The organism is Geobacter argillaceus (genome assembly GCF_007830735.1).
Classification (GTDB): domain Bacteria; phylum Desulfobacterota; class Desulfuromonadia; order Geobacterales; family DSM-12255; genus Geomobilibacter; species Geomobilibacter argillaceus.
Genome location: NZ_VLLN01000006.1, coordinates 114,529 through 128,822, shown reverse-complemented (window position 1 = coordinate 128,822; position 14,294 = coordinate 114,529). Strand labels below are relative to the sequence as shown.

The 14,294-nt window shown below is 57.9% G+C and carries 13 protein-coding genes; 7 read left to right on the top strand and 6 right to left on the bottom strand.

All coding sequences use genetic code 11. The features are described from left to right. Positions 1-3 precede the first annotated feature (3 nt). The 5 genes from JN12_RS06875 to JN12_RS06855 all read left to right on the top strand — a co-directional run bounded on the left by JN12_RS06875 (position 4) and on the right by JN12_RS06855 (position 5,386). Entirely contained in the window at positions 4-957 is a 954-nt protein-coding gene (locus tag JN12_RS06875) for a branched-chain amino acid ABC transporter permease (protein WP_211360511.1), read from the top strand. Between the two features lie 8 nt (positions 958-965). Beyond that, positions 966-1,718 carry an ABC transporter ATP-binding protein gene (locus tag JN12_RS06870; RefSeq protein WP_145020170.1) on the top strand — a complete coding sequence of 251 codons (753 nt, stop codon included), beginning with the start codon at positions 966-968 and terminating at the stop codon, positions 1,716-1,718. A 33-nt stretch (positions 1,719-1,751) separates the two neighbouring features. Beyond that, positions 1,752-2,495, top strand: a complete 744-nt coding sequence (locus tag JN12_RS06865) for an ABC transporter ATP-binding protein (RefSeq protein WP_145020167.1) — start codon at positions 1,752-1,754, stop codon at positions 2,493-2,495. Positions 2,496-2,504: 9 nt separating this feature from the next. Further along, a complete protein-coding gene (locus JN12_RS06860) occupies positions 2,505-3,806 on the top strand; it encodes a phenylacetate--CoA ligase family protein (RefSeq protein ID WP_145020164.1) in 1,302 nt (433 codons plus the stop codon). 158 nt (positions 3,807-3,964) lie between these two features. Beyond that, positions 3,965-5,386 (top strand): sigma-54-dependent transcriptional regulator, encoded by a 1,422-nt coding sequence (locus JN12_RS06855; RefSeq protein WP_145020160.1) that lies wholly within the window; start codon positions 3,965-3,967, stop codon positions 5,384-5,386. Here JN12_RS06855 and JN12_RS06850 read toward each other — a convergent pair. The 4 genes from JN12_RS06850 to JN12_RS06835 all read right to left on the bottom strand — a co-directional run bounded on the left by JN12_RS06850 (position 5,373) and on the right by JN12_RS06835 (position 11,482). Beyond that, positions 5,373-6,965, bottom strand: a complete 1,593-nt coding sequence (locus JN12_RS06850) for a sensor histidine kinase (protein WP_145020157.1) — start codon at positions 6,963-6,965, stop codon at positions 5,373-5,375. The genes JN12_RS06855 and JN12_RS06850 overlap by 14 nt on opposite strands. A gap of 3 nt (positions 6,966-6,968) precedes the next feature. After that, a complete protein-coding gene (locus JN12_RS06845; protein WP_145020155.1) occupies positions 6,969-7,847 on the bottom strand; it encodes an ABC transporter substrate-binding protein in 879 nt (292 codons plus the stop codon). Then, positions 7,847-9,676, bottom strand: a complete 1,830-nt coding sequence (locus JN12_RS06840; RefSeq protein WP_246125779.1) for a TonB-dependent receptor plug domain-containing protein — start codon at positions 9,674-9,676, stop codon at positions 7,847-7,849. Before JN12_RS06840 ends, JN12_RS06845 begins: the two co-directional genes overlap by 1 nt. A gap of 336 nt (positions 9,677-10,012) precedes the next feature. Next, positions 10,013-11,482, bottom strand: coding sequence for an MOP flippase family protein (locus JN12_RS06835; RefSeq protein ID WP_145020152.1), 1,470 nt, complete (start codon positions 11,480-11,482; stop codon positions 10,013-10,015). 233 nt (positions 11,483-11,715) lie between these two features. On the opposite strand from JN12_RS06835, the gene gptA reads away from it, so the two are divergent. Both gptA and gptM read left to right on the top strand, forming a co-directional pair. Further along, on the top strand, positions 11,716-11,814 hold the full coding sequence (gene gptA, locus JN12_RS06830; protein WP_145020149.1) for a geopeptide: 99 nt from the start codon (positions 11,716-11,718) through the stop codon (positions 11,812-11,814). Positions 11,815-11,872: 58 nt separating this feature from the next. Next, positions 11,873-13,168: a geopeptide radical SAM maturase gene (gene gptM, locus JN12_RS06825; RefSeq protein WP_145020146.1), complete on the top strand. Its 1,296-nt coding sequence runs from the start codon at positions 11,873-11,875 to the stop codon at positions 13,166-13,168. Positions 13,169-13,242: 74 nt separating this feature from the next. Here gptM and JN12_RS06820 read toward each other — a convergent pair whose 3' ends face one another. Both JN12_RS06820 and JN12_RS06815 read right to left on the bottom strand, forming a co-directional pair. After that, positions 13,243-13,560, bottom strand: a complete 318-nt coding sequence (locus tag JN12_RS06820) for a hypothetical protein (protein WP_145020143.1) — start codon at positions 13,558-13,560, stop codon at positions 13,243-13,245. 101 nt (positions 13,561-13,661) lie between these two features. Continuing rightward, entirely contained in the window at positions 13,662-14,135 is a 474-nt protein-coding gene (locus tag JN12_RS06815; protein ID WP_145020140.1) for a hypothetical protein, read from the bottom strand. Between the last annotated feature and the right edge of the window lie 159 nt (positions 14,136-14,294).

The window sequence follows — 14,294 nt, the reverse complement described above, 5'->3', positions numbered from 1 at the left end:
ACGGTGAACCGGGATCTGATCAAATTTGTTGTTCTGGTCGTCATCGCCATCGTGGCGCCCCTGTCACTTTCCGGCAGCTACCTGATGAACGTGCTGGTGTTCGTCGGCATCCATGCCATGCTCGCGATCGCCCTGAACCTCCTGCTCGGCTTTGCCGGCCAGATCTCCCTCGGCCATGCCGGCTTCTTCGGGTTGGGGGCCTATGCCTCGGGCATATTGAGCAACACCTATGGCGTGAACCCCTGGCTCGCCATGGGTATCACCGCCCTGTCCGTGGCACTGCTGGCGTTCATCGTCGGATTCCCGGTCCTGAAACTGAAGGGGCACTACCTGGCCATGGCCACCCTGGGGCTCGGGATCATCTTCTACATCGTCTTCAACGAGGCGGTCGAGTTCACCGGCGGGCCGTCGGGGTTCTCCGGCATCCCGCCCTTGAAGATCGGCAGAGTTGCCTTTGACAGCGACATCAAGAACTACGGGCTGATCTGGGCCTTCACCCTGGGGACGGTTCTCATCTCCCTCAACCTGGCCAATTCCAGGATCGGGCGGGCGCTGTGCGCCATCCACGATTCGGAGGTGGCGGCCCGGGTCATGGGGGTCAATGTCCGGCTGCTCAAGGTGCAGATCTTTGCCCTGTCGGCATTCATCTCCTCTATCGCCGGCAGCCTCTATGCCCACACCATGGGGTTCGTCTCCCCCACCTCCTTCGGGTTTAATTTTTCCGTGGAACTGGTGACCATGGTCGTTGTTGGCGGATTGGGAAGCGTTTACGGTTCCCTGGTCGGCGCCGCGATCCTCACCCTGCTGCCGGAACTGCTCCGGGCTTTTCAGGATTACGATATCGTGATCTACGGTCTGGTCCTGATCCTCATGACCATGTTCATGCCGGGCGGTCTGGTGCGTGGCATTCCCGCTCTTTTTGCCCGGCTGTTGCCGACGCGCAGGCAAGAGGGGTAGGGGCGTACATGCTGGAGATCCATGGCATTACGCAGCGTTTCGGCGGCCTGACGGCGCTTGACGATGTCTCCTTTACCATCGGCAAGGGGGACATCACCGGGGTCATCGGCCCCAACGGCGCCGGCAAGACCACCCTGTTCAATATCATCAGCGGCATCTACCGGCAGACGTCCGGCAGGATCGTGCTGGACGGCAGGGACGTTTCCGGCCTGCCGCCGGAGCGGCTGGCGCGGTTCGGCATGGTCCGCACCTTTCAGAACATCGAACTGTTCGGCCGGATGACCGTTCTGGACAACGTCAAGGTCGGTCTGCACACCAAGAGCCGTAGCGGCATCCTCTCCTGCTCCTTCAAGATGCCCTGGCACCTGGTCGAGGAGCGGCGCATCGCCGCCAGTGCCAGGCAGTGGCTGGAGTTCTGCGGCATCTCCGACCTTGCCGACCAGTCGGCCGGCAGCCTCCCGTTCGGCAAGGGAAGACTCCTGGAGATCGCCCGGGCCCTGGCCCTGGAGCCGACGATCATTTTCATGGACGAGCCGGCAGCCGGGCTGAACAGCCGTGAGACCCTCGACCTGGCCCTTCTGATCCAAAAGATACGCGCATCGGGCATCAGCGTGGTCCTAGTGGAGCACGACATGGAACTGGTCATGGATGTCTGCGACCGGATACTGGTGCTCAACCTGGGACAGAAGCTGGCCGAAGGAACGCCGCGGGAGATCCAGGAGAACCCGGCTGTGGTTGCGGCCTATCTGGGCGAGGGGTAAATAAATAGTACTTAATTTACTACATCAACTACTATGCTCAAACTACTCAATATACATACCTATTACGGCCAAGTGCACGCCCTGAAAAGCATCTCCCTGCACCTGTCCGCAGGTGAGATCGTCACCCTGATCGGCGCCAATGGGGCGGGCAAGACCACCATCCTTAACTCCATCTCGGCCATTACCCCGGTCAGGGGGGGCGAGATCGACCTTGCCGGTGCGCCCATCCACGAACTGACGCCGGAGCGGATCGTCGGTCTCGGCATCTCCCAGGTCCCGGAAGGGAGGCAGGTGTTCAAGCCGCTCTCCGTGGAGGACAACCTGGAGCTCGGGGCCTATCTCCGCTATCGGGCCGGTGAAGGAAAGGTGGCGATCCACAGGGATCTGGACGAGATCTACGCCATCTTTCCCCGCCTGAAGGAGCGTCGCAAGCAGATGGCCGGCACCCTTTCCGGCGGCGAGCAGCAGATGCTGGCCATCGGCCGCGCCCTGATGGTCAGGCCGAAACTGCTCCTCCTGGATGAACCGTCCATGGGGCTCGCACCGCTGGTGGTACAGGAGATCTTTGCCGTCATCCAGCATCTGCGGAGCGAAAAGGGGACCACGATCCTCCTGGTGGAGCAGAATGCCAAGGCGGCTCTGAAGATGGCCGACCGCGGTTATGTCCTGGAGACGGGTAAAGTGATACTTGAGGGAAGCGCATCAGAGCTACTGGAAAACAAAGAGGTTCAGCGCGCATACCTCGGGCGGGAAAAGAAGGAAATCTGGGAAAGGTAGGATCACCGTATGGGAATCTGGGACCCCCAGCACGAATGCATGCCGCGGCCTGAACTGGCGCAGCTTCAGCTAGAGCGGTTGCAGGCAACGCTCAACCGGGCCTATAAAAACGTCACCTGTTTTCGCAACAAGTTCAACGAAGCCGGCGTCTCACCGGAAGATATCCAGTCACTGGACGATCTGCGGCGGTTGCCGTTTACCACCAAGGAAGACCTGCGCCTCAATTATCCCTATGGCATGTTCGCCGTGCCGCTTAGGGAGGTAGTCAGGATCCACTCGTCCTCGGGCACGACCGGCAAGCCGACCGTAGTCGGCTATACCCGCAACGACCTCAAGATCTGGTCCGGCCTGGTGGCGCGCTTCATGACCGCTGCCGGCGTCAACCACGACGATGTGGTGCAGATTGCCTTCGGTTACGGTATGTTCACCGGTGCCTTCGGTCTTCATTACGGTGCCGAGACCATCGGCGCCTCGGTCATCCCGATGGGCGGTGGGAACACCGAGAAGCAGATCATGATCATGCAGGACTACCGCTCGTCGGTCCTGGTCTGCACGCCGAGCTACGCCATCACCATAGCCGAAAGGCTGGAGCAGCTCGGCATCGAACCCAAGTCGCTGTCGCTGAAGGTCGGGCTGTTCGGCGGCGAACCCTGGTCAGAGGCGATGCGCAGGGAGATCGAGACCCGGCTGTGCATCAGTGCCACCGACAACTACGGCCTGTCCGAGATCATCGGTCCGGGGGTTGCCGGCGAATGCGAACACAAATGCGGCATGCACATCTTTGAGGACTCGTTCATCCCGGAGATCATCGATCCGGAAACCTGCGAACCGCTGCCGCCGGGGAGCACCGGGGAACTGGTGCTGACCACGCTGACCAAAGAGGCATTTCCGATGATCCGCTACCGGACCAGGGATATTACCCGACTCGATTACGAGCCGTGTGCCTGCGGCAGGACCATGGTCCGGATGCAGAGGACAACCGGACGAAGCGACGAGATGCTGATCATCAGGGGGGTAAACGTCTTCCCGTCGCAGATCGAGGGCGTCCTGATGGCCATTGAGGGGTGTCAGCCGCATTATCAGCTGGTGGTGGACCGGAAAGGTGCGCTGGATGTCCTGGAAGTGCATATCGAGGTGACCGAGAACATCTTCTTTGACGAGATGAAGCGCCAGAAGGCCTTCCTGGAGACGGTCGAGAAGCGGATTATTTCGGTTATCGGCGTCGGTGCGGTCGTCAAGCTGGTGGAGGCCAACAGCATTCCACGGTACGAAGGAAAGGCGTCACGGGTGATAGACCGGCGGAAGCTTTGAGGGGAGCCATCTCTCCATTCTCTTGCCATACACGTAACGTCCCATAAGATATATTATGTCAAGTTACATGGCTGGTGCTGGTGAGAGTGGCCGGGAATGGATCTGGTATACTCGTCTGAACCATATCAATCACAAAGATAATCACAAAAGGGTCACCCATGCCGGCAACAGAGTCTAACGTCTCCCCGCATACTGTCGTGATTGTCGATGACGATCTGGACCTCCTCGACAACGTCCGTTTGATGCTCCAGACAAGAGGCATCAAGAATATCGTCAAGGTTTCCTCCGGCAACGACCTGCTTCAGACCCTGTCCGGCACGCCGGCATCGGTGCTGGTCCTCGACTGGATCATGCCAGGTCTTTCCGGCACCGAACTGCTCCAGCAACTGCTGCTTGCCCATCCCGACCTGCCGGTGATCATCCTCACGGCGCTCAACGACATTCAGACCGCGGTCGAATGCATGCGCCAGGGGGCGTTTGATTTCATCACCAAGCCGGTCGAGCCCAACCGCCTCGTTTCCAGCATCCACAAGGCGTTCCAGATCAACGATCTGCACTGTCAGAACAGGATGCTCAAGGCTTCCCTGCTCGACGATACGCCGGCCCGCCCCGAGCATTTTCAGGATGTGGTCGGCTGCAGCCGGAAGATGGCGGCGATCTTCCGGTACATAGAATCATTGGCCTCGTCGCGCAATCCGGTGCTCATTACCGGCGAATCAGGGGTGGGAAAAGAGGTCATCGCCCGGGCCATCCACCTGGCCAGCGGCCTGAGAGGGGAATTCGTCGCCCTGAACGTGGCCGGGCTTGACGACCTGATGTTCTCCGACACCCTGTTCGGTCACAAAAAGGGCGCGTTTACGGGTGCCAACGAGCGACGGGACGGGCTGCTCAAAAAAGCGGAAAACGGCACGATATTTCTGGACGAAATCGGCGACCTGAGTATGGATATGCAGCTCAAGCTGCTGCGGCTTGTGCAGGAAAAGGAATATTACCGTCTCGGCTCCGACGCCCTGATCAAAACCAATGCCCGGATCATCGCCGCCACCAACAGGAATTTCAAGGCGCTCATCGCCGATGGCCGGTTCAGGCACGACCTCTATCACCGGCTGAGCAACCATGAATTCGCCATTCCCCCCCTCCGGGAGCGAACGGAAGACATCCTGCCGTTGTTGCGGCACTTTGTGGCACAAGCCGCAGCATCGCTGCACAAGCCGGTGCCGGAGATTTCACCACAGGTATGGGATATCCTTTCCCGCTACCAGTTTCCCGGCAATATCCGGGAACTGGAAAACAAGAGCATCAACGCGGTGACGATGAATACCTCGGGAACACTCACCATGAAGGACTTTCCCGGCATTTCCGCGAAGAAAACCGCTGCCGGGCCGATACCCTCCCGCCCTTTGGGAGATGAGACCCCACCAGTGTTCCAGATGACCTGCAACAGCTTTCCGACCCTGGAAGCGGTCGAGCGCTACACCATCGACGAGGCCCTCCGGCAGAACGGCGGCAACCGGTCCAGTGCGGCCGAGATGCTGGGCATCTCCCGCATGACGTTGATCAGGAAGATTAGTGGGAAGTAGGGGGGGATGCCGCCGGCAGCCGGATCGTCACGGTTGTCCCCTTCCCCACTTCCGACTGGAACTCCAGGCACCCCTTGTGCTCGCTGATGATGAAGTTGGAGATATAGAGCCCGAGGCCGCTGCCGCCGTCGCTGATCCTGGTTGAAACGAACGGCTCCAGGAGCCGCGACCGGACCTCTTCCGCAATCCCTTCGCCGTCGTCCGTGACCGCAATGGTCACCTGGTTCGCCGATTCGTCGTAGGCCGTGGTCAACCTGATGTTCCCCTTCCCCTTTGGCAGCGCCTGCTGGGCGTTCATCAGCAGATTGATCACCACCTGTTCCAACTGCTGCTGGTTGCCGGTGATACGGGGGAGTTCGGGAGGCGTGTCCACGGACAGGTTGGATTCGCTCAGCCGGTTGTAACAACGCAGGATCGTGAGTGACGAGGCAACCAGGACGTTCACGTCGATACCGGATCTGAACTCGCTGTCCATGCCGAGGCTGTAGTTGCGCAGATCCTGCACCACCTGGGCGATCCGCTTGGAATTGGCGTGGATCTTTTCGACACACCCGACGATCTCATGTTCCGATTCGCTGAACGGAATCCCCCCCAGGCTGAAGTCGCCCTCTTCCTCGGCACTCCTTTTCAGGAGCGGCAGGGCGTCCCGCCAGGCCAGGGAGAGGTAGTGGGCCGACAGGCCGATGGTGGCATTCGGGTTGTTGATCTCGTGGGACATGCAGCTGGCCAGGAGCCCGAGCGAGGTCATCTTGTTGGTCTGGATCAGCCGCGCCATGATCTGCTTCTTTTCCTCCTGCACCTCCAGGCGCAGGGCGCTGTCCCTCTCCTGCTGCAGCCGCAGGTTTTCCTCCTCACGCCTCTGCAAGCCTGCGGCCAGGCCGTTGATCGCCTTGGCGGCCCTCCCCGGCTCGTCGTTGCTCTTCACCGGAATCCGGGTGGTCAGGTCTCCCCGCTCGATCCCCTTGACCCCCTGCATCAGCAGGTTGAACGACTTCGTCACCCGCTCCAGCAGCAGATAGCCAAGGGTCGAGACCACGAGCCAGAAGCAGAGGCCGATTACCACCGATACGGCGACCAGGTCCCGGATACGTGTCCGCAGCCCGCTGGTTTCCAGCACCACGGAAACCCTGCCGATGGCCTGGCCCTCATCGCTGGCGCGCTTGCCCAGGAGGAGCGCTTCCGGGGCGTACCCCCGGTCGCCGGCCGTGACAATGACACTCCGGGCAATATCGTTGCTGTCGCCTGTCGCTACTTGCCGGTAGCCGACTGTGGCGAGGATGACGCCATTGTTGTTGGCGATCGAGAGCATGCGCACCGGAAAGCGTTGTTGCGCGTCTTCAATGAGATGGGTCAGAGCGTGACGGTCTTCTGCGAACAGGGGGAGTTTGGCGTTAAAGGCGAGCTGGTCGGCGAGGAGTTGCGCTTCCCGCTGCAGCTGGGAGCGGTAGACACTGATTTCGTGACTGACGTAAAACAGGGTGAAGGCGGCAGTAGTGGCCGCGGTCAGGAGGGCGAGCTGCAGGAGGAGGCGAAAGCGGAAACTGTGGCGAAAGGTTGACAGCCGCTGCATGAAAGACATCGGTCATTCCTCCGTATCCCGCACAATCCTTTCCAGACCAGAAATGGGGATGCCGAGTTTGCTGGCAACGCTGGCGTTGGTCGACAGGCGGAGCTTGCGGGGATCGGCCACCCACGGCTCCCCGTCCCGGCCCAGGACCCGCCGGATCTGCTCGACCACAACGCTTCCCTGGTCGAGACGGTCCGCCTCAAGGGCGGCAAACGCACCCTTGCCCAGGTACTGGCTGGCAAAGGTGATCAGCGGCACCTGCTGTTCCAGGGAGAAGCGGAAATAGGCGTCCAGGTTTTCCAGCGTGACCGCCGTGGTGTCGGGGAGCATCCAGAGGGCGTCCACGCTCCCCTTGAGCTGCTCCAGCCGGCCGACGGTCTCCTTGGGGTTCCTGACCTCGCGGGTCACCAGGTCAATCCCCAGCCGCCGTGCCGCCTGCTGTGCCCGTTTCAGGTAGGCGCCGCTGCGTCTCGGGTCGTACAGGACCCCCACCCGTCCGGCGCCGATGGCCTTGAACAGGCTCAGGTACCGCTCCGGCGCTGCCACTACTCCGACCCCGCCGATGTTGGGGTTGGTCACTTTCGCCAGGGTCAGGGAGAGGGACATGAGGGAGACCACCGGCACCTGGCGGACCTTGCGGCAGGCGGCGAGGGCCGTGTCGCCCACGGCCAGCACCAGTCTGGGGCGCTCTTCCTTCACCAGGCGGACCGCGTCCACCTCGGCGTAGTCGGCGATGACGATGGTGTTGCTCGATCCCGTGAATGCGCTTCTGAAGCCGCGCAGCGCTTCCATATACGCCGGGCTCTGGCTGGACTGGAGGATCAGCACGTCCGTGGCCAGGGCAGGCAGCGCGCTCAGGATGAAGAGCGCTATGCAAAGGAAAAGCGCTCGCATCAGAACCGGAACCTCACGCCACCCTCGAACCAGCGGGGGGGATTCGGGTAGAGCGAATTCCCATATTGGGAACCGCTGAAGAGGTTGTGGACCGAAATGAACAGTTCGGGCGACAGGTCGGTTTTCGGGCAGAGTTTATGGGTTAGATGCAGGTCCCAGATGATCGCCGAGTATTTGCCGTTGGCAAATGCAGGGGCGTTCCACCAGACATAGTTGCCGGTCAGCGCCCCGCGCAGACCCATCTTGTCGTTGTCGTAATTGAGCGCCAGTTTGGCACCCTGAACCGGGACCTTCTCAAGCCGGTTTTTGGTCTCGCGGTCGCGGGCGTCGGTAAGGGTATAACCGCCGGTCAGGACAAAGCCATACAGCGGGAAGGTCCGCGCTTCAAGCTCGAATCCCTGCTTGATCTGCTCCCTCAGGTTTATGGTCGGCTGGTCTGTGGAAAAGTCAGGATCTTCGATCTTCCAGGTATCGTTGTAGAAAAGCGTCCCCTTCAGCCAGAGGTACGGAATCTCGCTCGTCTCCACGCCGGTCTGCACGGTCCAGACCTGTTGCAGCCGGTTGCGCAAGGTGGTGGTGACAGGAAAGCTGTAGCCACGACCGGCATAGGCCCTTGCCAAGGTCTTTTCGGTCAGGCGATAGGTAACTCCCAAAGAATAACTTAGGGCGTCGTCGTCGAGGCCTGTGTGGTCGAAACGGACGCCAGGAAGTAGCGTGAGGGGACCGAAGGAAATGCCACCATTCAGGTAGATCCCCAGACGATCCAGGGAACGCTTGAAATTTTCAGTAGGAAATTGATTGATCGGTTCGCTGTTTGTGAGGCTGTCGTGCTCGTACTCCAGGCCGGCCGCCAGGTTGGTCAACTGGTCGCCCCAGGTAAGCCGGAGATTGGCTCCCCGGGCACTTTGCCTAGCCTTGTTATCTGTCAGCAGGGCTGGCGAACTGAGGAACCCCCACTTGGTCTCCGACTCCTTGCGGCTCAGCCATCCCATCATTTCCAGCATTAGACGGTCGGTCACGGGGTAGTTGAAATTCAGGAATGAATGGGACTGCCGCTGCTCATTGGAGTCGTGACCGTCGATGACCACCGAGTCTTCCAGGCCGCGGAAGGAATCCCGGAAGTCGAGATCGAAGGTGATGTTTCCCGCGTTCGGCAGTTCGTAAACCACTTTTCCGGAGGCGTGATTGAAATTGATGCGGTTGCCGGGCACGAGCCCATCAGAGTGGAGGTTGCCGCCGTTCAGGTAGTAGCCGAAACGGTTGACGGTACCGGTCAGCTCACCCCGCAGGTCGGTGGTGAACCGTTCGCCGTAGGAGGCGGAGGCGGTGCCGCCAACGGCCCGGTCCGGGTCAGGGGACTTGGTGATGACATTCACCACCCCACCCAACGCCTGCCCCCAGGCAGTGGAGGCGGCCCCTTTGACGATCTCGATCCGCTCGATCTGCTGGACGGGAATCAATCCGGTGTCACCGGTATTCTCGACGCTCAGGAAGTTCTGCGGTACCCCATCGATCAGTACTTGAATATGGCGGCTCAATGCGCCTTGAATGGAGAAAAAGGTCCAACTGCCAGGTGTCTGTAGCTGGTCTAGCTGTATCCCAGGCACGGTCTGCAGCACATCGGCCAGGGTGTGGGCGTTGATCCGGGCAATGTCATCTGCGGTAATGACGGTGATGTTTTCGGCTATCTTGGATGCAGGACGGGGGTAGCGGCCCGTGCTGACGGTCTGCTCCGGTTCTCCGGTCAGGAGGGCGATGGAATCGGCTTCGTCAAGCGATATGCCCCAGGATGTGGTGACGCGACCCAGTAATACCAGGAGGACAATCACCAATATTTGAGGAAAATTTCGACGCAGGATTAATTCCTTAAGAATGAAACACGTTAGACGATACGCACTTAATGAGTGCATCATGATTTGCCCCTTAACGGGAGGTGGCACCTTAGCAGAAAATCCCGTTGCTGTCCAGAGTTCAAGCTGCTGCACCATCCCTGGCGGGATGGAAATCTATAGTTGGAGGTAACGTCATGGAAACGGTAAACAAGGAACTGGAAGTGCTTGACGAAGGTCGGGAAGACACGGACCAATTGACCACCTGCTGTTCATCTAGCAATATGGCGCGTCAAAACTAACCATCAGCAAAACGGGGAGCCTCGGCTCCCCTAATTACTTTTCTCTCCCATACCCCGCACCCGCAACAAGACCTAATACTAATGAACGATCTGTGAACCAAAGCAGTGTCAAGTAGATCAAAACTCCACCGCATATCTCAACAGTAAGCCAACTATACGAATGGTTACTGACCGACGAGACAAACCAGACGCACCCTCCCATCAGGAGCGCCGATACAGCAGGCTTAACTATGGCCGTAAAGTATTCTTTCCCACTGGAACCAATTATCGGCTTTAACATATAGATATAACTTGCCAACAAAGCACTTGCCATTAGCACGATAAGAGCAACAGCAACGCCCAAGATTCCTCCTTGTTTAGCTCCAGATACAATGAAGAGCGCGCTGGCAAACATAAGACCAAGGTTCCATCGGAAACTGATGTCAGCCTGACCTTTGGCCAATACAAGACTTCGAATCTGTTCGTTGATACACTTAATAAAGCTATACATAACTAAAAGCTGCACTAGTAATACTGAAGGTGTCCATTGTGCACCGAAAACAAGGGGTATCAATAGTGGCGCAATACCTGCCAAACCGAATAGAAGCGATGCGTTGATGGCACTCAATAGGTTGATCATCTTTAGAAAACTGTGTCTGAGCCCTGTGATGTCGTATTGCATACAGGCAAAAATAGGGAATGAAACTCGCGACAGGATTTGATTAAACGTACTCAATGGGCCAATAAGTTGGTTTATTGCAAAATTATAGAAACCAAGTTCTGCTGTTCCCAACAGTTTTCCAATTAGGAGTTGGTCAAGTCTGGAACCTATATCCATAATGCTACATTCTCCCATCTGAAAGAAACCAAATCTCATAAAACCACGTATATCTTCCCATTTGAAATGAAACATAAGCGGCCAACGCGAATAGCCAGCCCATACATACAAGATAGAACCTGCTGTAGATCGGGCTAAAAATCCCCAAACAAGAGCCCACACACTTTGCATGCAGAAAGCTCCAATAATTGTTACCAAAATTTCAATGACTTTGATCACTATATCTTGCTTTGACAGGAGGGCAAAGTGAAGCTCCTTTTCCAATAACCAAGAAACTAAATTCCCTGGTGACATTATAAGAAAGCTGCAGGCCATAACCGGTATAATTGATGAGAGGAGCGGTTCACGAAAAAATGCCGTTACTAGAGGAGTTATCGCGCAAATTACAGCAAAGATAATCAATGCAATGAAAATATTGAGCCAAAATATGCTGGAGAGTTGCTGTCTTGAGACATTTTGACGTTGGATTATTGCAGGACCAGTACCTAAACCGGAATATGTTGAAAAATGTGTAACAACGAGAGTCGCAATTGCCATCAGACCGAAATCGGTCGGTTTGAGAAGGCGCGTAAGTATTATAACTTTTATCAAGTCCAAACACGTCCCAAACAAAGTAGCTGCCAATGACCACTTCCCGGCTGAGATAGCCGAGTGTTTCAGAGATTTCCAAGTCACACTTTCAATCATTATATCTGACAATCTCCATAGCGGGTACGATGTGAATAAGTATAAATTACCGGATGGTGCAGTTTTGCGCAATCATCGGCTAGTTATTATACAATAACAAAAATCCGCAAAAAACCGAATGAGTATAAAAAACTTGCATTACATATAAAAAACTGTTACAGAAGATTCCATTAATGAACATGTGTCTAACCATCCCGACCGGGATGTAATTCAAACCAACGGAGGTAACGGCAATGGAAACGGAAACCAAGGAACTGGAAGTGCTGGACGAGGGGCGGGAGAGCACCGAAGAGGTGAACAGCTGCTGCGCTAATAACACTGCTCGAACCTGAACCGTCCATCTCTACCGGAGTCGGGGGGCGTTGCCCCCCTTCTTTTTGGAGCCTGCCCATGCCCCTCTCCCGCTACCTGAAGATCTTTCCCTGCCCTGACCGGCCGGGTTCCCATATCCTGTATTCCACGAAAAAAGGGTCGACCGTCCGGGTCTCCGCTGCGCTCCTGGCCGCTGCCCGCAGCGACACACTGGGCGACAGCGACCGGGCCGCCCTTGCCCGCCTGGAGATGGTCGTCGACGACCCGGCCGCAGAGCGGGCCGCCATGGCCTCCCTGGTGGAGAAGACCAACGCCCGGAGCAGCCGCTTCAAGGCCACGGTGGTCCTGAATCTCGCCTGCAACCTGGCCTGCAGCTACTGCTACGAGGAGGATTTTCGGCGCGGCGACGCCATGGGAGAGGCTACGGCCCAGCTCCTGGTGGACCATGTCCTGCATGAGCAGATCGAACGGGGACGGGAGGTGGAACTGCGCTTCTACGGCGGCGAACCGCTCCTCTCCGTGCCGATGCTCAAAGCGATCGCCGGGCCGCTCAGGGACGCCGCTCAGGCGTGCGGCACCCGGTTTTCGTGCAGCATGGTCACCAACGGTACCCTGCTCACCCGCCCTGTGGTGGAAGAGCTCCTCCCGTTCGGGCTCAAGAGCGCCCAGATCACCCTGGATGGCCCGCCCGAGATCCACGACCTTCAGCGCCCCTTTGTCTCCGGTGAGGGGAGCTTCGCGCCAATCGTCGCCAACACGAAGGCGGTCTGCGACCTGGTCACCCTCAACCCGGGCGGCAACTTCACCAGAGAGAATTACCGCGCCTTCCCTGCCATGCTCGATCTGCTCCTGGCCGCGGGGATCGACCCGCAAACACTCGGCCCGGTCATGTTCGCACCGATCCTCCCCAAGTCCGGCCGACCGTCCGTCCATGATGCCGGGAGTGCTTGCGTCACCTCCGGCGAGCCGTGGCTGGCCGAGGCGGCCCTCTTCCTGCGTGAGGAGACCCTGAGGCGCGGCTTTGCGGCCATGAAACCGACCATGGGGGCCTGCATGGTGGAGTTCGACAACGATCTGGTGGTCAACTGGGACGGCTCCCTCTACAAGTGCCCGGCCTTCATGGGGTGGCCGGAACTCTCCGTCGGCACCCTGGCTAGCGGAGTCACCGACTACCGCCAGTCCCACAATCTGGACTGCTGGCGCAACGACGCCTGCCTCGACTGCGCCTACCTCCCCTTGTGCTTCGGCGGCTGCCGGCTCATCACCCTGATGCACAGCGGCGCCGTAAACGGTGTTGATTGCCGCAAACCGTTCTACGACAACGCCTTGGAGCAGATTGTCATGCAGGATCTGCGCTATCAGCAAAGCGGGTGATCCAACGGCCGGACCGTTGCCGGCTGGCACGGGTGGAATGGATCGTTGTTCGGACGGGAACCGGCGCATGGTGATCAGCAGTTGACCCCGGAATTACAGTCAGCCGGCAGGTCCAGCGAATCCATGCGCGCAATGATCTTCCTGAAGCCGTTTTCCAACTGTTCCAACGCGTCGGGAAGTGCATCCATCCGGGCAAACAGCGTCTTCATCTCTTCCAGTTCGTGCATGGGGCAGATCATTTCCATCTCCTCGTAACCGTACCGTTCCCGCGCCAACAGCAACCGCTTGAGCCGGTAGATCAGGAACTCCAGCTTCAGTCTCCGGACATCGCCGATGGTGTTGGGATGAAACATGTGTTGCAGGCTGGTGACCATTTCGTACTGCTTGTTCATTGTTGCCTCCAAGTTGTCAATCTATATAGGTAGGGATGGCGTTTGCTCCATCCAAAAGATACGGTAATGTCATTCAGCATGTAATGCCTTCTGCTCCCCCTTCACACGCTTATGCACGAGAGTCTGCCCCCCAACCTCCAGCCGTTGAACTGTCGCCTTATTTCGCTGTCTTCCCGGCTGGAAAAATCAGTGCGACGGACCACCCCCTGGGTAACAATCCGTTCATAACTCTCCGGCTCCGCAAAACGGAGCTCCCGTTTGTCGATCACATGCATGTCCAGCCAGTCGCGGAAGGCATCAAGGTTGTGCCGGTGCGGATGGTCAGGATCGAGATGAAGGGCGCCGGCAGGAACCAGAACAGCCAGGCTGCGCTTGAATGTCGCCAGGAGGGCATACAATCGGTTCCGGTCATTCAGATCCTGGATCAGGATCACCCGTTCCACCATGTCCGGTTTGAGGGTCGAGGCATGCAGCCTCACGGGATCAAAGGTGTCGAAAATCAAATAGAGGTAGGATTTGCCATCTTCATGGGCAACGGTAGTGCGCGGCAGGGTGGAGTTCGTACTCTGGAGCATATTGGGTTTCCTCTTGATAGGTATTGAAACGATCTGCAACGGTCAGCGATCAATCCTCTCTATACCAATTTCCGTGCCATTTTAATTTGTGCGCAATATCAGCTGGTTATATGGGGTTACGACATGAGGTGTAACAAAATGTGATGTAACAATATGTTA

What these genes read in the sequence shown, in the direction of transcription:
- JN12_RS06870 (WP_145020170.1), top strand. Translation starts at nt 966, where the DNA reads ATGCTGGAGATCCATGGCATTACGCAGCGTTTCGGCGGCCTGACGGCG.
- JN12_RS06855 (WP_145020160.1), top strand. Translation starts at nt 3,965, where the DNA reads ATGCCGGCAACAGAGTCTAACGTCTCCCCGCATACTGTCGTGATTGTC.
- JN12_RS06865 (WP_145020167.1), top strand. Translation starts at nt 1,752, where the DNA reads ATGCTCAAACTACTCAATATACATACCTATTACGGCCAAGTGCACGCC.
- JN12_RS06835 (WP_145020152.1), bottom strand. Translation starts at nt 11,482, where the DNA reads ATGATTGAAAGTGTGACTTGGAAATCTCTGAAACACTCGGCTATCTCA.
- JN12_RS06860 (WP_145020164.1), top strand. Translation starts at nt 2,505, where the DNA reads ATGGGAATCTGGGACCCCCAGCACGAATGCATGCCGCGGCCTGAACTG.
- JN12_RS06820 (WP_145020143.1), bottom strand. Translation starts at nt 13,560, where the DNA reads ATGAACAAGCAGTACGAAATGGTCACCAGCCTGCAACACATGTTTCAT.
- JN12_RS06815 (WP_145020140.1), bottom strand. Translation starts at nt 14,135, where the DNA reads ATGCTCCAGAGTACGAACTCCACCCTGCCGCGCACTACCGTTGCCCAT.
- gptA (WP_145020149.1), top strand. Translation starts at nt 11,716, where the DNA reads ATGGAAACGGAAACCAAGGAACTGGAAGTGCTGGACGAGGGGCGGGAG.
- JN12_RS06850 (WP_145020157.1), bottom strand. Translation starts at nt 6,965, where the DNA reads ATGTCTTTCATGCAGCGGCTGTCAACCTTTCGCCACAGTTTCCGCTTT.
- gptM (WP_145020146.1), top strand. Translation starts at nt 11,873, where the DNA reads ATGCCCCTCTCCCGCTACCTGAAGATCTTTCCCTGCCCTGACCGGCCG.
- JN12_RS06845 (WP_145020155.1), bottom strand. Translation starts at nt 7,847, where the DNA reads ATGCGAGCGCTTTTCCTTTGCATAGCGCTCTTCATCCTGAGCGCGCTG.